Annotated in this window: 19 protein-coding genes; 10 read left to right on the forward strand and 9 right to left on the reverse strand. The window is 38.5% G+C overall.

All coding sequences use genetic code 11. The features are described from left to right. The first annotated feature begins 11 nt into the window (after window positions 1-11). From CWD90_RS09835 to nadD, 4 genes are all read left to right on the forward strand, one after another. A complete protein-coding gene (locus tag CWD90_RS09835) occupies window positions 12-842 on the forward strand; it encodes a 3-keto-disaccharide hydrolase (protein WP_103475788.1) in 831 nt (276 codons plus the stop codon). Window positions 843-1125: 283 nt separating this feature from the next. Continuing rightward, window positions 1126-1983 (forward strand): YicC/YloC family endoribonuclease, encoded by an 858-nt coding sequence (locus CWD90_RS09840; RefSeq protein WP_103475789.1) that lies wholly within the window; start codon window positions 1126-1128, stop codon window positions 1981-1983. Then, the gene (gene gmk, locus CWD90_RS09845) at window positions 1983-2576 is read left to right on the forward strand and encodes a guanylate kinase (RefSeq protein ID WP_103475790.1); all 594 of its coding nucleotides are present in this window, start codon (window positions 1983-1985) and stop codon (window positions 2574-2576) included. Before CWD90_RS09840 ends, gmk begins: the two co-directional genes overlap by 1 nt. A 74-nt stretch (window positions 2577-2650) precedes the next feature. After that, window positions 2651-3238, forward strand: a complete 588-nt coding sequence (gene nadD / locus CWD90_RS09850) for a nicotinate (nicotinamide) nucleotide adenylyltransferase (protein WP_103475791.1) — start codon at window positions 2651-2653, stop codon at window positions 3236-3238. Window position 3239: 1 nt separating this feature from the next. On the opposite strand, the gene CWD90_RS09855 is transcribed toward nadD, so the two are convergent. The 3 genes from CWD90_RS09855 to CWD90_RS09865 all read right to left on the reverse strand — a co-directional run bounded on the left by CWD90_RS09855 (window position 3240) and on the right by CWD90_RS09865 (window position 7526). Next, window positions 3240-3953: a DUF6503 family protein gene (locus CWD90_RS09855; RefSeq protein WP_103475792.1), complete on the reverse strand. Its 714-nt coding sequence runs from the start codon at window positions 3951-3953 to the stop codon at window positions 3240-3242. Between the two features lie 26 nt (window positions 3954-3979). Beyond that, window positions 3980-6247 (reverse strand): inorganic phosphate transporter, encoded by a 2268-nt coding sequence (locus CWD90_RS09860; RefSeq protein WP_103475793.1) that lies wholly within the window; start codon window positions 6245-6247, stop codon window positions 3980-3982. A gap of 73 nt (window positions 6248-6320) precedes the next feature. Then, the gene (locus CWD90_RS09865; protein ID WP_394335822.1) at window positions 6321-7526 is read right to left on the reverse strand and encodes a porin; all 1206 of its coding nucleotides are present in this window, start codon (window positions 7524-7526) and stop codon (window positions 6321-6323) included. 332 nt (window positions 7527-7858) lie between these two features. Here CWD90_RS09865 and dgt point away from each other — a divergent pair, with 332 nt between their 5' ends. After that, window positions 7859-9202 (forward strand): dGTP triphosphohydrolase, encoded by a 1344-nt coding sequence (gene dgt / locus CWD90_RS09870; protein ID WP_103475795.1) that lies wholly within the window; start codon window positions 7859-7861, stop codon window positions 9200-9202. On the opposite strand, the gene CWD90_RS09875 is transcribed toward dgt, so the two are convergent. Beyond that, window positions 9199-10215: a DUF3078 domain-containing protein gene (locus CWD90_RS09875; protein ID WP_239986501.1), complete on the reverse strand. Its 1017-nt coding sequence runs from the start codon at window positions 10213-10215 to the stop codon at window positions 9199-9201. The genes dgt and CWD90_RS09875 overlap by 4 nt on opposite strands. Window positions 10216-10327: 112 nt before the next feature. Next, window positions 10328-12106: a 1-deoxy-D-xylulose-5-phosphate synthase gene (locus CWD90_RS09880; RefSeq protein WP_103475797.1), complete on the reverse strand. Its 1779-nt coding sequence runs from the start codon at window positions 12104-12106 to the stop codon at window positions 10328-10330. Between the two features lie 152 nt (window positions 12107-12258). Between CWD90_RS09880 and CWD90_RS09885 the strand changes: the two genes are divergently transcribed. Continuing rightward, window positions 12259-12708: a nucleoside deaminase gene (locus CWD90_RS09885; protein ID WP_103475798.1), complete on the forward strand. Its 450-nt coding sequence runs from the start codon at window positions 12259-12261 to the stop codon at window positions 12706-12708. Between the two features lie 76 nt (window positions 12709-12784). Further along, a complete protein-coding gene (locus CWD90_RS09890) occupies window positions 12785-13204 on the forward strand; it encodes a hypothetical protein (RefSeq protein ID WP_103475799.1) in 420 nt (139 codons plus the stop codon). Between the two features lie 81 nt (window positions 13205-13285). Here the strand turns inward: CWD90_RS09890 and CWD90_RS09895 are convergent, their stop codons facing one another. From CWD90_RS09895 to aspS, 4 genes are all read right to left on the reverse strand, one after another. Next, a complete protein-coding gene (locus tag CWD90_RS09895) occupies window positions 13286-13480 on the reverse strand; it encodes a cold-shock protein (protein WP_103475800.1) in 195 nt (64 codons plus the stop codon). Between the two features lie 92 nt (window positions 13481-13572). Further along, window positions 13573-13824: a hypothetical protein gene (locus CWD90_RS09900; protein ID WP_103475801.1), complete on the reverse strand. Its 252-nt coding sequence runs from the start codon at window positions 13822-13824 to the stop codon at window positions 13573-13575. A 14-nt stretch (window positions 13825-13838) separates the two neighbouring features. Further along, window positions 13839-15632, reverse strand: coding sequence for a chloride channel protein (locus tag CWD90_RS09905; RefSeq protein ID WP_103475802.1), 1794 nt, complete (start codon window positions 15630-15632; stop codon window positions 13839-13841). Between the two features lie 55 nt (window positions 15633-15687). After that, window positions 15688-17436 (reverse strand): aspartate--tRNA ligase, encoded by a 1749-nt coding sequence (gene aspS, locus CWD90_RS09910; RefSeq protein ID WP_103475803.1) that lies wholly within the window; start codon window positions 17434-17436, stop codon window positions 15688-15690. Window positions 17437-17615: 179 nt separating this feature from the next. Between aspS and CWD90_RS09915 the strand changes: the two genes are divergently transcribed. The 3 genes from CWD90_RS09915 to CWD90_RS09925 all read left to right on the forward strand — a co-directional run bounded on the left by CWD90_RS09915 (window position 17616) and on the right by CWD90_RS09925 (window position 22441). Beyond that, window positions 17616-20588 (forward strand): SusC/RagA family TonB-linked outer membrane protein, encoded by a 2973-nt coding sequence (locus tag CWD90_RS09915; protein ID WP_103475804.1) that lies wholly within the window; start codon window positions 17616-17618, stop codon window positions 20586-20588. 17 nt (window positions 20589-20605) lie between these two features. Further along, on the forward strand, window positions 20606-21886 hold the full coding sequence (locus CWD90_RS09920) for a RagB/SusD family nutrient uptake outer membrane protein (RefSeq protein WP_103475805.1): 1281 nt from the start codon (window positions 20606-20608) through the stop codon (window positions 21884-21886). Between the two features lie 201 nt (window positions 21887-22087). Next, window positions 22088-22441 (forward strand): toxin-antitoxin system YwqK family antitoxin, encoded by a 354-nt coding sequence (locus CWD90_RS09925; RefSeq protein ID WP_103475806.1) that lies wholly within the window; start codon window positions 22088-22090, stop codon window positions 22439-22441. Window positions 22442-22513 lie beyond the last annotated feature (72 nt).

Genomic DNA, 22513 nt, shown 5'->3' on the forward strand with positions numbered 1-22513 from the left:
TAATTAAGTATATGAAATTGAGACTTGTTTATACCTTCTTTCTATTGATTTTGGTTTTTGCCTGTAAAGAAAAAGTTGCGGAGGATACATTGGAGCTAAAAGATTCAAAGGAAATTGAGGAAGGAATTGTAGTACATGGGGAATACTCAGGTGCAGAACCAACAACTCCGGAGGGGACCGAATTTTATAAACCGGTTCCTCCTGTGGTAAATCCTTTTGATCCCATTAAGAGAGCTCCCAGTGATGCTATTATTCTCTTTAGTGGAGGAAATTTGGACAATTGGATTACTACTAAAGACAGTACAGCAGCCAAGTGGATTGTTAACAAGGACGGTAGTATGACGGTCAACAACAAGACAGGGGATATACAGACAGTACAAAACTTTGGGAGTATGCAATTGCATCTTGAATGGAAATCTCCTGCAGAAATTCAGGGAAAACAACAAAGTAGGGGTAATAGTGGTGTTTTTCTTCAGGGCTTGTACGAGGTACAGGTCTTGGACAACAATGATAACGATACCTATGTAAACGGGCAAGTGGGGTCTGTATACAAGCAACATACCCCCCTTGCCATGGCATCTGTGCCCACTGGGGAATGGAATACCTATGATATTATTTATCATGCACCGGAATTCAATAAAGACGGGAAAAAGATTAAATCGGGAACTGTAACTGTAATACACAATGGTGTCCTTGTGCAGGACAATGTTGAAATTAAGGGAACCACTCCTTATATTGGCTGGCCCAAAAATCCAGCCCATGGAAAAGGTCCTTTAAAACTGCAGGATCATGGGGACAATAGTAGGGTAAGTTATAGGAATATCTGGGTAAGGGAACTTTAGATGGAATGGGTGTTTATCATTGGAAACAAGGCACCCAGTTTGCTGTTTTTACTTTTTGCCTGGTTCGTTGTACATGCCCTCCTACATACATATTCACATTTATGGCTATCGCAGCAGAAAAGGCATGAAGAATCGGGAAGCGATTAAAGAGTGAGCACCAATCCAGAATGGAAGAGTTCAAATTAGCATTAAAGGCCTTAATGATTGACTTTGCACTGTACTTGTCCATCGAAGAATACAAATCCCAATTTTATTTACCTTTATCAAAATTTAAAAACAATTTATGATCCAATCTATGACAGGGTTTGGGAAGCACGTTATACAACTTCCTTCGAAAAAAATTACCATTGAAATCAAATCTCTAAATAGTAAAAGTCTTGATTTAAATGCCAGGATACCCTCTACGTACCGGGAAAAGGAATTGGAATTGCGAAGGACGATTGCCGGTTCCTTGGTCAGAGGTAAAATAGATTTTAGTCTATATATTGAAAATACGGGTGCTGAGACCACTTCGGAGGTTAACGAAGTAGTGGTTAGACAATATATGAAACAGTTGGGTCATATTGTTTCCGGTAATGAAATGAGCCTATTGGAAATCGCTATGCGCATGCCCGATACTATGAAAACGGAACGGGAGGATATAGATGAGGACGAATATAAGATTATAAAAGAGTCGCTTGAAGAGGCACTAAAGGAAATAAATATTTTTAGAACAGAGGAAGGAAAGGTCTTGGAGGTTGATTTTGAAGCAAGAATAAGCACTCTCAAAGGTTTATTGGACAAGGTTGCACAAATGGACCCAGACAGACTTTTAACGATAAGAGAACGGCTGGAAAAGGCTGTAGCAGACCTAAAGGCCGACTTGGATGCGAATCGTTTTGAACAAGAGCTTATTTACTATCTTGAGAAATATGATATTACAGAAGAAAAGGTTCGTTTGCTTAATCACTTGGATTATTTTGCCAGTACGTTGAAATCTGATGATTCCAACGGTAAGAAACTGGGTTTCATTAGTCAGGAAATCGGAAGGGAAATAAATACTATTGGTTCCAAGGCTAATTTTGCCCCCATGCAACAGTTGGTGGTGCAGATGAAGGATGAATTGGAAAAGATCAAAGAACAAATGCTTAATGTTTTGTAATGAAAGGAGGAAAATTAATTATTTTTTCTGCCCCTTCTGGTAGTGGAAAAACAACCATAGTGAAACATCTTTTAAATCAGCCAGAACTTAATCTGGCATTTTCAATTTCGGCCACTTCCAGACCTAGACGTGGAAAGGAAAAAAATGGTGAACATTATTATTTTATGAGCTTGTCCGAATTTAAGAAACATATTAAAGAGGATGATTTTTTGGAATGGGAAGAGGTGTATAGGGATAATTTTTACGGGACTTTAAAAAGTGAGGTAGACCGACTCTGGGCCGAGGGGAAAAATGTAATCTTTGATATTGATGTTGTTGGAGGTTTGCGAATAAAAAAGAAGTTTCCAGAACAGACCCTTGCGGTTTTTGTGAAGCCTCCGAGTGTAGATGAGCTTAAAATTAGATTGAAAAAGCGCAGTACGGAATCTGAGGATAAAATAAATATGCGTATTGCGAAAGCCTCTGTAGAATTGGCCACTGCTCCGCAATTTGATACAGTTATCAAGAATTACGACTTGGATACGGCACTAAATGAGGCACATAAGTTGGTGGCGGATTTTGTAGGTGTTGAAATTATAAATAAAATAGAATAAGCTTTTTCAACCTTGAACGGACGAATTAATTCTAGAATGTTTAGCAAAAAAAATGATACTGAATCAAGTTTCTCATGAATAAAAAAATAGGACTTTATTTCGGTACGTTTAACCCAATTCACATAGGGCATTTGGTGATTGCCAATCATATGGTGGAGTTTTCTGACTTGGATGAGGTCTGGTTTGTGGTAACCCCTCAAAGTCCTTTTAAAACAAAAAAAACACTGCTGGACAATCATCATCGGTATCAATTGGTAGCCGAGGCCACCCAGGACTATCCCAAATTAAAACCAAGTAAAATAGAATTTGAGCTACCCCAACCCAACTATACAGTGAATACCTTAGTTTATTTACAGGAAAAATATGATGTGGGTCATGATTTCTGTTTGATTATGGGGGAGGACAATTTAAAAGGCCTGCACAAATGGAAGAATTATGAGATTATTCTGAAGAATCATGACATTTTTGTATACCCTAGGATTTCAGAAGGGGAAGTGGAGCATAGGTTTAAAGGTCATGCCAAGATACATCATGTTACGGCCCCTATTATGGAAATATCCTCAACGTTTATTCGGGCACAACATAAATTGGGTAAAAACATTAGACCTTTGCTGCCAGAAGGAGTTTGGAATTATATAGACGAAATGAACTTCTATAGATAGGTTATAGGGTATTTTTACCCAAGACATCTGTTCCTAAATATTGATCTTTTTTATTGTAATACCACGCCCTTGTCTTCGGCATTTTAATGTCATTTATGATTTCTTCGCCTGAAAGTGATATATACTCCCCATCATTTTTGGATTCATCATGGTAAAATTGATAGACTTCCATGGCGTATGTTGAGGGGTCAAAATAAAAATACCAAGTGTCTTTCCCGACCTCTTCGGAATACGTTACTTTGAGTCTCAAATATTCTTTGTTCTTAAAGGTCTTTGTCTCCACATTGGACTCAATTATGGTCCCGGGATCTCTTAGTTTCATTGGTAGACCATAGAGATAGGTATAATAATCCTTCATCTTTTTAGAGCGTTCACAAGAAATATTATGAGTTGCCCTATCCGTATCCGAAATATTGGCACTGCCATTAAGCCTTAAAATGCAGTCGCCTTTGTCCACGGTTTGTTCTAAGGTGTTACCCTCCTTATTGGTAATCAATTTAAAATAGGACGCGGGCAGATTAATCGCAATTTGGCTTATTCTGTTATCTCCTTTGGGAGATTTCATAGTTACCGTAAAATCACCTTTAAAGGAATTCCAGTTGCCTTTGGGGTCATGATAAGCTATTGCCTTTTCCAAAAGTTCCATACCCGTAATATTTTGCCCAATGCTACATGCGGTACAACCAAAAGTGATGAGCAGGAACAAGAATTTCATTCAATGGTTTTAAATTATGGACCCTACTAGACTTCTAGTTTTGCAGGCTTAACCGTGCTGTCGTGTTCCTTGTAGTAAAGCTCCAAAAGGTTCATTGTTGCGTTAATAAAATCTTTTGTTTCCAAAAGAAAAGTAAAGTATAAAGTAGTGTTTTTAGGACTGGATTCTTCAGTACGTGTCCTGGCTATCTGTTTTTCAATTTTTTGAGAAACCATATCCAGTAATGCTTGTTTACTGGCAAAAATGGTACCAATTCTATGAAAAGATCTGGTTCCAAAGGCCTCCTTGGTAGCACCTAACAATTTTTGTAATTCAAGATCTATTTCTTTTAGTTCTTTAATTTGGTTGTATTTTAATTTTTTATGGTTGTTGTGGATGTGTTTATGACTAATTTTATTTAAATATTCCAAAGATTGGGCCATATCCTGCAGATACCCTAAAATGTTTATATATAGATTACTGGCCCCTACACTGGCCTCATCCAAATTCTTAATAAAATAGAATATATGGTCTCGTAATTCGTCTATTTCATCAGAAAGTTTACCAACACCTTTTTTATTCTTTTTCAGAAGCTCCAAATCTTGCTTAGCAAGGCCGTCGATGATGTTTGTATATATTTTATTACTTCTTTTGGCAACGTTGGAAATATTGTCTGCACTTTCTTCGATCACCCCTTGGATAGAACTGCTTTCGGCCTTTCGTAGACTATCCTCAGCTTTTATTTCCTTTGATTTTTTGTTGTGTGAAATGTAGTTCCTTGCCAGTAGAAGAACCGCAAGCAATAATAGAATGGCCACCATGGACGGAACATGAATATTGATAAGTGAAACTATTACCGCAGCAGAAACAAAGGCGATAATGGCTGTAAAGAACCACCCACCAATAACATTCAATACCCCTGCAACACGGTAAACGGCACTTTCCGCTCCCCAAGCCCTATCGGCCAAAGATGAACCCATTGCCACCATAAATGTAACATAAGTGGTAGATAGCGGCAATTTATATGATGTGGCCAAGGAAATAAGGATCCCTGCAACCATCAAGTTAACAGAAGCCCTTACCATATCAAAAGCAGGCATTTCAAAAGTTTTATCCTTTGAAAGTGCTATAACTGGCTTTTTAAAGTTGGAATCTATTTTTTCCTGTAACGATTTTGGTAAAAGAGCGGATGTAACAGAAGACAGAGCCATAGCTGATCTTACAATACCTCTAGAAAGAAAATTTGGCTGAAAGCGTTCCTTTGATTCACCTTCCCTGGACAGGTTTATTTCTGTTTGGGTTACATAACGTGCTTTTTTGGAAAACCACAAGGTAAGAACCATAACCATTCCCGCTACGAATAACAAAATAGTTGGCGTAGGAACCTTTTCTGCCAACACCGTCATACTAAATTCATTGGCTGGGATACCCGAGGCCTGCCAAGCTTCAAAGGACTGCCATGCGGCAATTGGCACACCTATGAAATTAACAAGATCGTTCCCTGCAAAAGCAAGTGCCAAGGCAAATGTTCCAACAATAATGATTAATTTATAAACGTCGTATTTCAAAACTACTGAAATAAGGTATGATGTAAGTGTCCAAAGAAAAAGACTTCCAATAATAATGGTGCTGGTGTTATTTTTTATATAATCCAGAACATCAGCACTTACGAAAGTGGCGCCTTTTAAACCCTTAATAAGTATGAAATAGGTGATTGCGGTCAAAGCAATACCTCCGAAGAGTGCTCCTATAATTTTTGCTTTTTTTCTAAAGTCAAAAGAAAGCAGTATACGGGATAAATATTGTACCAAGGCCCCAATTGAAAAGGCTATAACGACCGAAAGCAGTATGCCCATAATTATTTCAGTGGCCTTAGAAGTGTTTATATAATTATATATATCAATATAATCACCCCCACTTGAGGCTATTTTAATAAATGACATGGCAACTGATGCGCCCAATAGTTCAAATACAATGGATACTGTAGTAGAAGTGGGCATCCCTACCGTATTGAAAAAATCCAATAACAAGATGTCGGTTATCATGACAGCCATGAAAATAATCATGATTTCACTGAACATGAATTCACCGGGATGAAAGATTCCCTTTCGGGCTACCTCCATCATACCGCTGGAAAAAATGGCACCTATGGCTATACCCAAACTGGCTACAATCATTATGGTCCTAAACGAAATGGCTTTGGAACCAATTGCGGAGTTTAAAAAATTAACGGCGTCATTACTAACCCCAACTACCAAATCTGCTATTGCCAGGAAGGCAAGGGCAATAATCATTAATAAATATAAATTGTCCATTATCTTATAAAAATAGTTTGCAAATATCTAAAGTCTCTAGGTTCGTAACGTTATCTTAAGGTTATATTTTTGGCTAAAAATGAACATCCAATTGTAGCCTATACATTAATTCATCAGAGCCATTCATAACAGATAGATAGCTAATATCTGTTTGTACCTTTAATTTATGGCCTACAATATATTTTGAAAGTCCTAAGGTGTATTGGTTTTCTGGATTGATACCCGTAATATTTTTATCTAATTCTATGTTTGTGTATCTACCTGAAATCTCCCAATTACTGCGAAACAGATATCCGGATTGTAGATTTAATCCATGGCCTTTTTGAACCACATCCCCGGTCAAGGAACCGTCGATATTTGCTGCAAAGGGGTTTTCAGTATCCCTATGTGCATATTCTGCCATGAAGGAGAATCCGTTGTATTTAAACATGGCATCAAGGAATAATGTGTTGATATTGGTTTGGTGAAAACCGAAATCTGTAACCATATAAGTCCCTTGATTACCTCTGGTTTTTACAGCGTTTAAATTAAGGTTGTAAGTAGCGGCCAGCATTAATTTTGGAGATGTTTCCCTTTTTAGATCGCCACCACTGTATTCGCCATTACTCTTGAATTCACCAAAAGGCAGTATTTCCAGACGTCCGGTGTACTGGTGCCCTCCTAAATTTCCTGTGGTTACATTTCTTCCTTCCCCTTGTGAAATGGCGATTATTTCCCGCATTAAAAATGAATCCGTTAGGTAGGTGAAGTGCCTAAGTTGTAATCCCATTTCACGATCTAGGGTAAACTGGCTATTTAACCTTGAGCGGTCTACCATTTGTAGGTTACCTGAGGAAATAACCCGTTCCATATTGCCGGGGAGTTTGGTTTGGCCCACCCAAAGTTCAAAGTTTTGATAAAAATTCCACATTACTACGGCATCCAGTATATATCGTGGAGCGTCACTGGTATATTGAGAAGCACCTGAGATATCCCTATTGGACAATCCCAATTCTAGTTTATAGCGAAGTTTAGGTGAATATACAAATCCATCAAATTTTAACCTTGCCCTTCTAATAAGCGCATTGAATTGAGGGTCCGTGTAGTTGCCGTTAGAATTTTCAGTCCAAGACGTGCTACTCAAAAATTGCATTCTAGCAGCAATCTTGGCACTCCAAGTACTGTCCTTACCCATTAAATTAAAAAGTCCCTTGCCAAATTCCTCGGAATTGGTTTCCTGAGAAAAGGAGGTAAAAAATGAGCATATAATTAGCCCAAAGGCTAAACATTTCATGTTCATATTACTTTAGTTTTTGTCGACGGCAAAGTACCAATACAAGTGTTAATTTAATGTTAACTTAGAAACAATATTACTTTAAATAAAAAAGCTACCTTGGCCAGAGGTAGCTTCAGATTTCAAATCAATAGTCGACAAAAACTAATAGTTAAAATGAAACCGAAATAGTCTAAAGACTAATGCTAAGATGCGGATTACTAATTAGCCCATTGTAATCTTAAGTTTAATTTATTGTTAAAAATGACCCTGATTATTTTGGGTTACCTAATGTGCAATAGGGTTTTATTATGTGTTGAATTGCTAAAAATGTATCTTGCGGCAACTAAAATTAGATTATGAATTGGGAACAGCTACTATCATTGAAACGCTTTGGTGATACCCATAAAAGAATAAGAAAAGAACAGGATGAAACTCGATTGGGTTTTGAGGTGGATTACGATAGGGTTATATTTTCTACCGCCTTTAGGAGTTTACAGGATAAGACCCAGGTAATTCCGCTGTCCAAAACCGATTTTGTCCATACCCGCCTAACACATAGTTTGGAAGTTTCGGTGGTGGGGAGAAGCCTTGGTAGGATTGCTGGGAAGAAAATTTTGGAAATCCATCCCTATCTTGGTGAGATACACGGCTATAAGTTTAATGATTTCGGCGCTATAGTAGCTGCTGCAGCATTGGCACATGATATTGGAAACCCACCCTTTGGACATAGTGGTGAAAAAGCGATTGGGGAATATTTTAAAACGGGAAAGGGCCAACAATTTAAGGATGCCCTATCCCAAAAGGAATATCAGGATATTATAGATTTCGAAGGAAATGCCAATGGTTACAGGTTATTAACTGAGACCCGCAAGGGGGTAGACGGCGGTTTGCGCCTGAGCTATGCAACTTTGGGTGCTTTTATGAAATATCCAAAAGAATCCTTACCCAAAAAACCAACCAAACATATTGCGGATAAGAAATTTGGTTTTTTTCAGCAAGACGTTGACACCTTTAAGGAGGTGGCCGTTGAACTGGGATTGGAACCAAGGGGACAGGGAAGGGATGTAGGTTTTTGCAGACACCCACTTACCTTCTTAGTGGAAGCTGCGGATGATATTTGTTATACTATTATTGATTTTGAGGATGGAATAAACCTAGGGCTTATTTCAGAGGATTATGCCTTGGAATATTTGATTAAGTTGGTTAAGGACAGTATCAATATAAAAAAGTATAATGATTTGATCTTTATGGAAGATCGTCTGAGCTATTTAAGGGCATTGGCAATCAATACATTAATTTCGGATGCTATTGCTATTTTTATTGAAAACGAAGAAGCCATTCTAAAAGGGGAGTTTTCGGTTTCCTTAATGGAGAAAAGTAAGTTCAAGGCCCAAATTGAGGATATTATTAAATTAAGTGTACAGAAAATCTACCAGTCTCAAGAGGTTATTGAAAAAGAAATTGCCGGTTATAAGATCATCTCAGATATTTTGGATGTATATACCACGGCTTTGATTAGGAAAAAGGAAGGAAACAGTTCCAATTACGATCGACTAATGATTTCTACCTTGCCGGAACCCTATCGGGAAATACCAGATTCCACATACTCAATTTTATTGAATACCTGTTGTTATGTTGCCAGTTTGTCGGACAGCGCTGCGGTACATATTCATAATAAGATTATGGGAAAACAGCTTTAGAAATCATATACCAAACCAACACCTAGTAATTGTTTAAACTGAACTTTGCGTTTACCAGGGGTTGTAATGGTGCCATCTGCAGCCTTTACCTCGTCGAATATAATATCGTGGTCATATAGGACATGGGTGCCTATGGAGGCCTTTACGTATTTGTTTACCGTTAAGTCCAAGTTTAATTCCCAGTCCACATCAATATTTCCGAAATTTTTGACGTAGTCCGAGTATAATTGTAGCCGATGGTTCAATTTTACATTTTCATAAACCATGGTTTCCCAACTGTTAGAGACCAAAAAACCAAATTCGAGATAAACGTTTTCACCCTCCTTGATTATGTTTCCATCAGTATCCACCAGTGCCCTTTGAACTCCAAAAGCTCCACCATTTGCCAAGGTCTGGTCCAGGACAAAGGTAGCTTTAAAAGTAAGTGGGGCTAAACGCAGGTTGAATTTCTTACCTTCCGGTATATATGAGGTACCAGCACCTAACAAGGAATAGCCGGGAGCCATAAATCTGGAAATTGGTTTATCCCTATTGGGATATTTGTAACCATTGGAGAACTGTGTTCTAAATTCTGCGCTAGCGGAATAATACCAATTACTAATGGTGTCCCTTCTAAACGCGAAAGTGGAAGAAAACCGCAGTGCATCATCGGACTTTCTTAATTTGAACCCTTCCTGGGCATTAAGGCCATATCGGATATCTAAAATGTTATTTAATTGAACGTATCGAAATTTATAATTTCGCACAAATTTCGCGCTGGCCAAACCGGAGATGGAATTGTTTCCCCCTGCATTCCAGTTTACAAAAGCTACCTCGCTAAAATTAAATCCAATTTTATTTTCTTTTTCCCAAAAAGAAGGTATTCTAAAACGCCTGTATTTTTCTTCCAAAGGTTTAGTGCGATTAAAGGAAACTACTGGATTGGTTAGGTCTGCACCACGGGGAATATATTTTATTTTATCCTGCAAGGTCCTTATAACAATGGTGTCTATACGCATAGAGTCGACACGCATAGAATCTACTTTTGTAGAATCGGGAACTTGTGGAGCGGGAATAGTGTCTTGGGCAAATAAAAAATTAATATTTAGAAACAGAAGGACAATAATGAAAATTTTACCACACATGCTAATTAGAATTCAAGAGGTTGTTAATATAATTTTTTAAGGTCGATATATCTATTTTGGCTATTTTTTGGAGCTCTTCCACTGTTCCATGCTCTATAAAAACATCTTCAATACCAAAAATCTTTATGGGAACAAAACTATGGATCTCATTTGCATATTCCAAAATTGCAGTTCCAAATCCTCCTATTTTACAGCCATCCTCTATAGTGATGACCTGCTCATAGCTTGAGAATATGTTGCGCAACATAACAGTGTCCAAAGGTTTCACAAAACGCATGTTGTAATGACCAATTAGGTTGTTGTCCTTAATGCCTTTCAACAAACTGGTGACCATATTCCCTATATGGCCGATCGAAAGTACCGCAATTTTCGTTCCTTTTTTTAATTCTTGCGATATTCCTATCGGTATTTTATTAAAATCTTGTTTCCAATCCAGTATTATCCCTCTCCCTCTTGGATATCTTATGGCTATAGGTTGCCCTAATCCTAGTTGAGCTGTGAACATTATATCCCTCAACTCAATTTCGTTCATCGGTGCAAAAATAATAAGATTAGGAATACATCTCAAATAAGCCATATCATAGATTCCATGATGCGTTGCCCCGTCCTGACCCACAATACCTGCTCGATCCAAACAAAATATAACTGGGAGATTCTGTATGGCAACATCGTGGATGATCTGGTCGTAGGCACGTTGTAAAAAAGTGGAGTAGATATTACAAAAAGGAATTAATCCTTCCGCAGCCATACCCCCGGCCATTGTCACCGCATGCTGTTCCGCGATACCAACATCAAAGGCCCTTTCCGGTAGTTGTTCCATCAAGTATTTTAAGGAACTACCAGTAGGCATAGCAGGAGTTATACCTACTATATTTTTATTTTTTTTGGCCAATTCCACAAGCGTATGCCCAAATACATCTTGATACTTTGGGGGTTGTTCTTCAGAGGATTTGGGTAAAAGGTCACCCGTTTCCTTATTGAATTTTCCCGGTGCGTGATATACTACTTGATTTTCCTCGGCTTTCCTGAGACCTTTCCCTTTGGTGGTAATGATGTGAAGTAGTTTAGGTCCTTCAACAGATTTTAGCCTATTCAATTCCTTAATTAGGGCGCTCAAGTCATGACCGTCCATGGGACCGGAATAATTAAAATTTAAACATTCAAATATGTTTTCATCTTTTGCAGTTCCTTTTTTAACATTGGTAAGGTATCTTTTAAGGGCCCCTACGCTGGGGTCGATCCCTATGGCATTGTCATTGAGAACTATAAGAACGTTGGCATTGGAATCACCCGCGTGGTTGAGTGCTTCGAAGGCCATTCCACTAGCAATGGAAGCATCGCCAATGACGGCAATATGTTGTCTATTCCTTTCGCCATTTAGTTGAGAGGCTATGGCCATACCTAAAATCGCCGAAATGGAAGTGGAGCTATGCCCGGTTCCAAAATCGTCATAGGGGCTTTCAGAGCGCTTGGGAAATCCGCTTATACCTCCTAATTGTCTGTTGGTATTAAATATTTCTCTCCGTCCGGTCAATATTTTGTGTCCATAGGCCTGATGTCCCACATCCCAAATTAGTTTGTCGATAGGGGTGTTAAACACATAGTGTAGGGCAATAGTTAGCTCCACTACACCCAGACTAGCTCCTAAGTGCCCTTCTTTAGTGGCTACAATGTCTATGATGTACCCTCTTAATTCTTGGGCAAGTTTTATTAAATCGACAATTTCTAAGTGTCGAAGATCCTTAGGGTCATTAATATGTTGTAGAATTCCGCTGGACATACTTGAAATGTTACGCAAAACTAAGGTATTTAAAAGTTGAATTGAGTATTTTTTAGGGGATGATTAGTGCTTTTTTTGGATATTTTAAAGAAACGCTATTTTTTTTGACTCTACGCCAATATTGTTTACTATTGTGACCTAAAGTGATTATTATGATTAACCCTTTCGACGATACTTATTTTATGAAAAAAGCTTTGCAAGAGGCAGAGACTGCTTTTGAAAAAGGGGAGGTCCCTGTTGGGGCTGTTATCGTTGTTGAGAATAGGATCATTGCCCGGGCGCACAATTTAACAGAGCGCTTGAACGACGTTACAGCACATGCCGAAATGCAGGCCATAACTGCCGCAGCCAATTTTCTAGGTGGAAAATACCTTCATAATTGTACCCTTTATGTAACCTTGGAACCATGTCAAATGTGTGCAGGGGCTTTATATTGGAGTCAAATTTCGAAGATTGTTTATTCGGCAAAGGACGCGGAAAGGGGCTTTGTGGCTATGGGAACCAAAATACATCCCAAAACACAATTGGTTAGCGGAGTTTTGGAAAAGGAAGCATCAGAACTACTAAAACGTTTCTTTATTCAAAAACGTAATTTAAATTAGTTGGGGTTTTTATTAGGATCCATTACGCAACCTTTTAATGGAATTTGGGTCTATTTATTAATAATATTTTGGTAATATGAAGGTTTACTGTTTAATACTTTACTTAGGTCTAATACAAGTTTTAATTGGTTGTACCAATGAGAATACCCATGGAGATGAGGATTTAGTAAGTGGTAATTGGAACTTAATTAACGTGAGTGGTGGGTTCGTAGGGGTCGATGATGATTTTGCCAAGGGGGAAATCGTATGGAAGTTCGATGCTAAGGCCGAGACTTTGATCGTAGTCAATAATGATGAGTCCAGTTCAATTTTTAATGGTTTGTCATCAGGTAACTACAACTACTCCCTTTTAAAGGAGAAAGACAAATATTATTTGCTGGTAAACGACAAGGAGATGGGTGGAATATTGTTCACCGAAGCAAAATTGATTCTAGATCAAAATAATACTACATCCGGAAGCGGGGCAGATGGATTTGTACTTGTATTGGAAAAATAGTCACTAATATAGCTAAGGGCTTAAAACCAAAAAGACCCTAGGGTTAGCCAAGGGTTTTCAATTCTTTCAAAATAAAATAGGTTAGCCAATTACTTGCACTTGCCCAGCAACTATTCCATTTCGCCCTTCTTCTTCTTGATATTCCACTTTATCACCTTCGTTAAGCTCAGTGCCGTTTAATGCAGTTGCATGAACAAAAATATCTTTACCTGTGTCGTCGTTGGTAATGAAGCCATATCCCTTAGATTCATTAAAAAATTTTACTGTCCCAGTCATTACAATGAAATTAAAATAATAATTGATTAGATTACTAATTTATAATTTTTTGGTCAAAAATGGAATATAAACGTTTTAAAAAAATATCAAAATCACTGATTGTCAGTAGTTTTCTTCTCCTTTCCCTGCATTTTCAGAATGTTTTCCTCATTTAGCATATAATCCTTCATTTTCTTGCCTTTACTGACTTTTATAAGAAAAAGGGGCATGGCCACCAAAAATATTCCTACTGTACCAAAGCCGATACATTTTTCGGATAAAGATGTATTTTCCTCATTTATGCTAAACCCATAGAGAATTGAAGCAAGTGAGGCCAAAAGAATTAAAGAGATGATATACTTCATGCGCAAGAGTGGATTTAAGCGGTTAAATTTATTAATTTCCTTCTGTAAGCGGTCAACAATTTTGATTTGGAAATGAACCCAATATATTTTTCATCCTTAATAACTGGCAGATTCCAAGCACCACTACTTTGAAATTTATCCATGATATCGGTCATTTTATCTTTGTCCAATTCTATAATTTCAGGGGGGGTGTTCATGACGTCACTGGCCAAGACTTCCTTATATAATTTCTGGTCGAACATGATGGGACGTATGTCGTCCAACAAAATAATCCCTAGAAGTGTATTGTCTTCCTTATCAATAACAGGAAAAATATTTCTGTTGGATTTGACGACCGCCTGTTGCACAATTTCCCCTAGATTCATTTCGGGATAAATAGGGACAAAATTATCTTCAATAACTTTATCAATATCCATGAGGGTCAAAACGGCATGGTCTTTATCGTGCGTAATTAATTCTCCTTTTCTACCTAATTCCATATTATAAACCGAATGTGGGTGAACATATTTGGTAATGGAAAAGGAGATTGTAGAGGTTATCATTAGTGGGATAAATAACTCATATCCACCGGTAACCTCGGCTATAAGGAATATGGCGGTGAGTGGAGCATGTAGCACGCCTGCCATAAGTCCGGCCATGCCCACCAATGTAAAATTACTTTCGGAAACTTGGTATGGAAAAAATCCGATACTGTTGATTACTTTGGCAATGCAATTGCCCATTATGCTACCCATGAAAAGTGTAGGGGCAAAAATCCCCCCAACCCCTCCTGCTCCAAACGTAAGCGCACAGGCAATTATTTTAAAAAAAACCAATCCTGCAAGTAGGCCTATGACCACCCAAACCTTGGTAAGGTCTAAATGAAAAATGTTGTTTTCCAATACTTTTTCAGGGTTACCTAGGAGCAGATTGTTTATAACATCAAAACCTTCTCCGTATAGCGGAGGTACCAGATATATTAATACCCCAATAGCTACACCCCCGTAGAGTAGCCTTTTGATAGGGGAGTCTATTTTGTCGAATATTTTTTGGATCCGTTCATATACTTCTGTGAAATAGATAGAGGTTAGGCCCGCAAACAATCCCAGAAGAATGAAGAAGGGAACGTCCGATATAATAAAATCATCCTCAATTTTAAAGGGCAATAGTACATCGCTCCCAAAGAAAAAGTAGGAAGTTATGATTCCAGAAATGGAAGCCAATAGCAAAGGCAACATGGAGGCAATGGTCAAATCCAAGCTAAATACCTCAATGGCAAAAATAATGGCTGCAATGGGTGCTTTAAAAATAGAGGACATGGCTCCGGCGGCGGCACAACCAATTAGTAAATTCCTAGTAGTCTGATTTACATGGAACATTCTAGAAATATTGGAGCTAATAGCGGCCCCAGTTGCTACAGTAGGTCCTTCCAATCCAACAGACCCTCCAAAACCTACCGTTATAGGTGCAGTTAGAATGGACCCGAACATTTGATATTTCCGCATGATTCCCTTCATTTTGGAAATGGCAAAGAGGGTAGAAGGTATACCATGACTCACTTTGTTGCGAATGACATATTTAATGATCAAATAAACAAGGGTAAGACCAATAATAGGAAAAACAAAATAAAAGGCATTGTGGTAATATCTCACCAAATTACCTTCCAATAGATGTTGAAAAAAGTGAGTTAAATTTTTAAGGACAACGGCACCTATCCCGGAGGTGAAACCTACCAAAATACTAAGCAAATAAATAAATTGCTTTTGAGAAATATGCTTTGCGCGCCAAACCAAGAAGTTGTTTAGCCAGGATTTTTTTAGTGCAGCCATGATAATTAAAAAAAATCCTGCTATGTAATTGCATAGCAGGATTTTAAAGGTATGATTATAAATCCAATTTTAGGTGAAGTTCCCGTAATTGTGTGTCATCTATCGCGGCTGGGGCATCGATCATCACATCGCGGCCACTATTGTTTTTTGGAAAAGCAATAAAGTCCCGAATTGTTTCCTGTCCGCCTAAAATGGCCACCAATCTATCCAAGCCAAATGCCAAACCTCCGTGGGGAGGGGCGCCATATTGGAAAGCGTCCATTAAAAACCCGAATTGAGCCTTTGCCTCCTCCGGACTAAAACCAAGATGCCTGAACATGGTGGCTTGTATTTCTTTATCGTGAATACGTATCGAGCCTCCACCAATTTCGTTGCCATTTAGTACCAAATCGTAAGCATTGGCCTTTACTGATGCAGGGTCTGTATCCAACAATTCCAATTGTCCAGGTTTTGGTGAGGTAAAGGGATGGTGCATGGCGTGGTAATGACCCGTCTCCTCATCCAGTTCCAATAATGGAAAATCAATTACCCAAAGAGGTGCAAATTCATCCTTTTTGCGAAGTCCCAAACGTTCTGCTATTTCCATTCTAAGAGCACTTAACTGGGTTCTAGCTTTATTCGCGTCACCGGACAGTACACATATTAAGTCTCCTGGTTTTGCCCCCGTGGCTTCTGCCCATCTGGCAAGATCTTCCTGATCATAAAATTTATCAACTGAAGATTTAAAAGAACCATCGTCGTTATATTTGGCATAGACCATTCCTTTTGCGCCTATTTGTGGTCGGCGTATCCAGTCTACTAGTCCGTCTATTTCTTTTCTGGTATAGGCAGCTCCACCAGGGATGGCAATGCCCACCACCAATTCAGCCTCGTTAAATATTGCAAAATCCTTATGTTGGGTAATGGCATTGAGTTCTCCGAACTCCATTCCAAAGCGGATATCCGGTTTATCATTGCCATATTTTTTCATAGCTTCATCATAGGTCATTCTAGGGAATTTGTCAATGGATACCCCTTTAATTTCCTTCAATAAATGCCTGGTCAATCCTTCAAAGACATTTAGAATATCTTCTTGTTCCACAAAGGCCATCTCACAATCGATTTGTGTAAATTCGGGTTGTCTGTCTGCTCTAAGGTCTTCGTCCCTAAAGCATTTAACAATCTGGAAGTACTTATCCATTCCCCCAACCATTAATAGCTGTTTAAAAGTTTGTGGGGATTGTGGCAAGGCATAAAATTGGCCTTCGTTCATTCTACTGGGAACCACAAAATCACGGGCACCCTCTGGTGTGGATTTTATTAAATATGGGGTTTCAACTTCAATAAAGCCTTGATCAGAGAGATGTTTTCTAACCTCTATGGCAACTTTATGCCTAAAAATAAGGTTGTTTTTTACTGGATTTCTACGAATGTCCAGATATCTGAATTTCATGCGGATATCTTCCCCTCCGTCTGTTTGGTCCTCTATGGTAAAAGGGGGGGTCAAGGATTTATTGAGTATTTTGATTTCGGATACCAATACTTCTACATTTCCGGTAGGTATATTCGGGTTTTTGGAGGTCCTTTCAATTACGGTTCCTTTAACTTGAATTACAAATTCACGACCTAGCGATTTTGCAATTTCCATAATCTCCTTTGAAGAACGTTCCTCGTCAAAAATGAGCTGGGTAATTCCGTATCGGTCCCGCAAATCGGCCCATATCACAAAACCTTTATCCCTTACTGTTTGTACCCATCCTGACAGGGTAACCTGAGCCTGTTGATTGGCTTCCCTTAATTCACCGCAATTATGACTTCTATACATCTTTTTGATTCATATATGAAAAGGCAAATGTAAGAAGTAATGGGGTAAGCTGAAAAAAATATCTGCAATTGAGAAATTAAGATATTTGTTAGTTATATTTTATCAAATTCTAATAATTTTTAGATAATATTAACAAAACTTAACTATTTTAGTATATAATTCTAACGAAACTCACTAATATGAAACACAAATTAATTAAGAGAAACATCTTGTTATTTTTTTTAGTGGCTCCTCTGCTGTTGTTGGCTCAGGATGTTGTTAAGGGAAAGATAACAGACACTGGTCTAGGAGATCCACTTCCTGGGGTAAACGTCGTAATTAAAGGAACTACTACGGGTACTACTTCCGATTTTGATGGGAATTACGAAATTTCCGTGGATATTTTTCCTACTACCTTGGTTTTTTCATCATTGGGATATGCCCCAAAGGAGATGCCAGTGACAGGGCCAACCACTTTGAATGTTGCTTTGGAGGAATCCGCAACAGGTCTGGAAGAAGTAGTAGTAACTGGATTGGCAACTTCAGTTAAACGAAGTAATTCTGCCAATTCAGTAGCTTCGGTATCTGCAGATGAATTAACAGGAAGAACACCGCCACAAACCTTGGATGGTGCATTGGCCGGTAAATTTGCGGGAGCGCAAATTACGGCGGCCTCCGGAGCTCCTGGTGGTGGTATGTCGGTAAAATTAAGGGGGGTAACCTCAATTAATGGACAGGGACAGCCATTATATATTATAGATGGGGTTTACGTGAATAACAATAGTGTTTTTGCTGGGGGTCTAAATGAGATTTCCAATGCTGCCGGTGGTGGTGCTTCCTCCACCGATTCACAGGACAACGCATCAAATAGGATTGCGGATATTAATCCGGACGATATTCAAAATATTGAGATATTAAAAGGTGCCTCTGCCTCTGCCATTTATGGATCTAGAGCAGCTGCAGGTGTAATCATTATTACTACCAAAAAAGGGAAAGCAGGAAAAACAAAAATCAATTTTTCCCAGGCTGTAGGATTTAATGAGGCTGTCAACTTATTGGGTCAAAGAAATTGGACCGCGGCATTGGCAGAGAGTGTTTATGGTGAAGGAGCACTGTACACGGCAGCTGAATCTGCGGGCAGACTGAGGGACTATGAGCAGGAGATATATGGAGAAAAGGGCTTTATTACCAATACTAATTTAAGTATTTCAGGTGGGTCCGATAAAACCTCTTTCTTTGGGAGTTTTACTAATAATGAAGAGGATGGCATTGTTAAAAGAACCGGAGCGTCTAAACAATCGCTTAGGTTAAATGTGGATCACAGGATAACAGACGATATTAAATTGTCCGTAACAGGAAATTATTTGGAGTCGAGTGCAGATAGAGGATTCTTTAATAATGACAATTCCAATACGACAATAGGTGTTTCCTTATTGTTTACAAGGCCATGGGATTATTTGTTGCCCGATGCAGACGGTAATTATCCTAATCATCCAGCTAATTCTTCCAATCAGATACATACTCGTGATGTCCTGACCAATAATGAATCAGTCAGCCGTCTTATTGCAGGTGGATCCTTGGATGTTAATTTGTTCAGAAATGAAAATCAGAGTTTGAAAATGATCCTGAAGGCGGGGATAGACACCTATACCCTTAAAACAACGGTTTTTTTCCCTAGGGAACTCCAATTTATGAGTCCGGCTGTGGGAGGATTAGATGGTTTATCTTCAGATGGTACTACTCAAAACACAGACGCCAACTTTTCGGCATTTTTAGTACACAATTTCAGTACAGATAACGAACTTAGTTTTACTACCCAAGCAGGGGTGACGAATGAGCAATTTTCCCAAAATACCGTTAGGGTAACCTCAACCGGTTTAATAGCCTCTGAACAGAATGTGGATCAAGCGGCTAATGTTAAAGTAGATCAATTTAGGTTGGAACAGGAAGATGCCGGTTTTTTCGTTCAAGAAGAAGTTAACTTTCAAGATAAATTAGTGGGAACCATTGGGATAAGGGGGGATAAGTCCTCCAACAATGGTGATGCCAATAAGCTGTTTTATTATCCTAAGGCTTCTGCAGCAGTTAATATTCACAATTTTGACTTTTGGAATCTGGAGCAGGTAAATCAGATTAAGGTTCGTGCTGCTTATGGGGAAGCGGGCAATTTTGCGCCAAATGGGGCACTTTTTACTACTTATATAAATTCCTTGATTGACGGAAATGTTGGGATAATAACGCCAACGACACTTGGGGATCCGTCCATACAACCAGAAAGGCAAAAAGAATTGGAACTTGGATTGGATGCAGGGTTTTTTAATAATAAGGTAAGTCTGGAGCTAACCTGGTACAATAAAAAAGTTGAAGACTTAATTCTGCAAGCAGATAATGAACCGTCATCAGGATATAGCTTCCGTTGGGCAAATGCTGGTGCATTGGAGAATAAAGGAGTGGAGATTGGTTTAAATGTTAATGCCTTTGATACAGAGGACTTTTCATGGGATTCGGGAATTAGTTGGTTTAAAAACAAATCTGAGATTACTAAATTAACAGTAGCTTCCTTTGATACCCAGGGTTTTGGTACGGGCCTGGGAACATTTAGAATTGAAGAGGGCAAAAGTGCTACCCAAATTGTTGGGAATGACGAAAATGGTAATGTAGTGGCATTAGGAGATGCCGAACCGGATTTTCAAATGTCTTTTAACAATAATTTTAAATACAAAGATTTCACTTTATCCTTTTTATGGCACTGGAAGAAAGGAGGCGATAACGTAAATCTAAGTAGGCTACTTTCGGATTTTGGCAACACAAGTGCCGATTATGATGAGATGTCGCTAGACCCTTCAGGCACCTTGAACAATGGAGATTATAGAAAAGACGCTTTTGGTGCAGGTTTTGCAGGACCTTTTGTAGAGGACGCCTCCTATTTAAAATTAAGGGAGATAGGCTTGTATTATAACCTTCCGGAAAATACGTTGCAAAAATTGTTTAAAGGAAATGTATCCAATGTTAAAATTGGCCTTTCAGGACACAATATCATCAGTATTTTTGATTACAACAGCTACGATCCAGAAGTGTCGAATTTTGGTTCAGGAGCTGCAGGGATAGGAATTGAAGTGGCACCATTTCCATCGTCCAAAAGATTTATGTTTCACTTATCAATTGGACTATAACATTTAAAAAAACTAATATGAAAATCACAAATAAATTAAAAGTTCTATTTATGACCTTAATCGGATTTCTGGTTTTTGGTTGTACTATTGAAGATGGGAAAGATTTAAACGGCCCGGAAACGGTATCTATTTCGGAAGGAGTATCCAGACCAGAACTTCCACAAGTGGTAGCTGGAATTTTAGCGGATATGAGGGATCGGTTAAATACCCAGGAGGATGCAATTTCGGTTGTTGGACGGGATTATTGGAGGCATCAGAGCTCTGATCCCAGATGGGCTGGAGATCTAATGACAGGTGTTTTGGATGATAACGCCTTTTATCTTACTACACCTTATGCAGCTCGTTATGCCGTAGTTAAGGAATGTAATCTTTTGTTGGAAGGATTGGAGAATACGACAACGGATTTTTCTGAAGCAGAAAAAGCGTCTATCAGAGGGTTTGCCAACACCATTAAGTCGCATCAATTGTTAACGGTACTCAATATGTTGTATCAAAATGGAATACGCACAGATGTGGCCGATCCGGATAATTTAGGGAGCTTCGAGGGTTATGATGCCGCTTTGACTACTATTTTAGGATTATTAAATACAGCTGCTTCTGATTTGGCTACCGGAGGAGATGTATCCCCAAACACTTTAGGTGTCTCCTATTTAGAATTCAATAGGGCAATAACCGCTAGGGCAGCAGCCTATCAAGGGAACTATTCCCTTGTTTTAAGCGCTTTGGATGATTCCTTTCTGGATTTTACGGGAGATATGTATTTAGGAGCTTACTACCGATTTTCTGCTGCAGGATCAGATGAGTTAAATCAGTTGTTTTTTGCCAAAAATTCCACTGGGGCCAACGCGAGAATAGCACATCCGGATTTTGTTAATTCTGCTGAGGCAGGGGATGGTAGATTGGGGAAGGCTGTACTAAGGACTGACGGTCCACTTAATATTGCAGGGTTAACTCCTGGAACTCATGATGTATTTATTTATGAATCTAGCACGGATCCTGTAGCATTGATTAGGAATGAGGAGCTTATTTTATTATATGCAGAAGCAAATATGGTTGATAACCCTGGAGAATCCGAAATGGCGATCAACGTTGTGAGAAATGCAGCCGGACTTGATCCTATTCTTCCCGGTACTGTAGACGAGGATAGGCTTTTGTATGAAAGAAGATATTCTTTATTTGCTGAAGGGCATCGTTGGATAGATTTAAGAAGGTTTAATAGGCTGGATGAGTTGGTTATTGATAGGGCAGGAGATAATAGGGTTACCCAATTCCCCATCCCTCAGAATGAAGGTCAATAAGGAAACTGTTTAAAGCACCTGTTAAATGACTAGAAATTAAAACTCCCTGTTTCAGGGAGTTTTTTTATTTGTAAACAATTGACGAATAAACTATTAAAGGCTCAATGTAAACTTAATGTTAAGTTAATGTATATTTTAAGTAAAATATATGTATCTTTAAAACGTTGATAGCATATAGACAAATTTAAAATCTCGAATAAAATGAAAGGAATTACCCTAATTTTCGCACTTATATTTTCAGTGGTAATCAATGCACAGGATATAAAACCAATTTTTGAACAAGATGGTGATGTGTTAAAGGCCACTTATTTTCATGACAATGGAGTCGTTTCCCAAGAGGGTCATTTTCTAAATGGAAAACTTCATGGTGAATGGAAGATGTTTGGTGAGGATGGAAAGAAAATTGCCATGGGTGAATATACCCAAGGAAAGAAAACTGGGAAATGGTTCTTCTGGGATGCTAAGATGCTTAAGGAGGTAGATTTTGTGGATAGTAAAATCGCCAATGTTACCCAATGGAACGGAGTTGGAGAATTGGCAATTCACAAACAATAGAAAATTATTATATAAATAGGAACCTGGCGATATTCGCCGGGTTTTTTTGTTTATGATTTGAGGATAATATGG

It is taken from the genome of Arenibacter catalasegens (assembly GCF_002909235.1).
Classification (GTDB): domain Bacteria; phylum Bacteroidota; class Bacteroidia; order Flavobacteriales; family Flavobacteriaceae; genus Arenibacter; species Arenibacter catalasegens.

Bases quoted from the DNA above. Each gene is read 5' to 3' on its own strand.
- CWD90_RS09835 (WP_103475788.1), top strand. From the start codon at position 12: ATGAAATTGAGACTTGTTTATACCTTCTTTCTATTGATTTTGGTTTTT.
- CWD90_RS09840 (WP_103475789.1), top strand. From the start codon at position 1,126: ATGATCCAATCTATGACAGGGTTTGGGAAGCACGTTATACAACTTCCT.
- gmk (WP_103475790.1), top strand. From the start codon at position 1,983: ATGAAAGGAGGAAAATTAATTATTTTTTCTGCCCCTTCTGGTAGTGGA.
- nadD (WP_103475791.1), top strand. From the start codon at position 2,651: ATGAATAAAAAAATAGGACTTTATTTCGGTACGTTTAACCCAATTCAC.
- CWD90_RS09855 (WP_103475792.1), bottom strand. From the start codon at position 3,953: ATGAAATTCTTGTTCCTGCTCATCACTTTTGGTTGTACCGCATGTAGC.
- CWD90_RS09860 (WP_103475793.1), bottom strand. From the start codon at position 6,247: ATGGACAATTTATATTTATTAATGATTATTGCCCTTGCCTTCCTGGCA.
- CWD90_RS09865 (WP_394335822.1), bottom strand. From the start codon at position 7,526: ATGAACATGAAATGTTTAGCCTTTGGGCTAATTATATGCTCATTTTTT.
- dgt (WP_103475795.1), top strand. From the start codon at position 7,859: ATGAATTGGGAACAGCTACTATCATTGAAACGCTTTGGTGATACCCAT.
- CWD90_RS09875 (WP_239986501.1), bottom strand. From the start codon at position 10,215: ATGCGTGTCGACTCTATGCGTATAGACACCATTGTTATAAGGACCTTG.
- CWD90_RS09880 (WP_103475797.1), bottom strand. From the start codon at position 12,106: ATGTCCAGCGGAATTCTACAACATATTAATGACCCTAAGGATCTTCGA.
- CWD90_RS09885 (WP_103475798.1), top strand. From the start codon at position 12,259: ATGATTAACCCTTTCGACGATACTTATTTTATGAAAAAAGCTTTGCAA.
- CWD90_RS09890 (WP_103475799.1), top strand. From the start codon at position 12,785: ATGAAGGTTTACTGTTTAATACTTTACTTAGGTCTAATACAAGTTTTA.
- CWD90_RS09895 (WP_103475800.1), bottom strand. From the start codon at position 13,480: ATGACTGGGACAGTAAAATTTTTTAATGAATCTAAGGGATATGGCTTC.
- CWD90_RS09900 (WP_103475801.1), bottom strand. From the start codon at position 13,824: ATGAAGTATATCATCTCTTTAATTCTTTTGGCCTCACTTGCTTCAATT.
- CWD90_RS09905 (WP_103475802.1), bottom strand. From the start codon at position 15,632: ATGGCTGCACTAAAAAAATCCTGGCTAAACAACTTCTTGGTTTGGCGC.
- aspS (WP_103475803.1), bottom strand. From the start codon at position 17,436: ATGTATAGAAGTCATAATTGCGGTGAATTAAGGGAAGCCAATCAACAG.
- CWD90_RS09915 (WP_103475804.1), top strand. From the start codon at position 17,616: ATGAAACACAAATTAATTAAGAGAAACATCTTGTTATTTTTTTTAGTG.
- CWD90_RS09920 (WP_103475805.1), top strand. From the start codon at position 20,606: ATGAAAATCACAAATAAATTAAAAGTTCTATTTATGACCTTAATCGGA.
- CWD90_RS09925 (WP_103475806.1), top strand. From the start codon at position 22,088: ATGAAAGGAATTACCCTAATTTTCGCACTTATATTTTCAGTGGTAATC.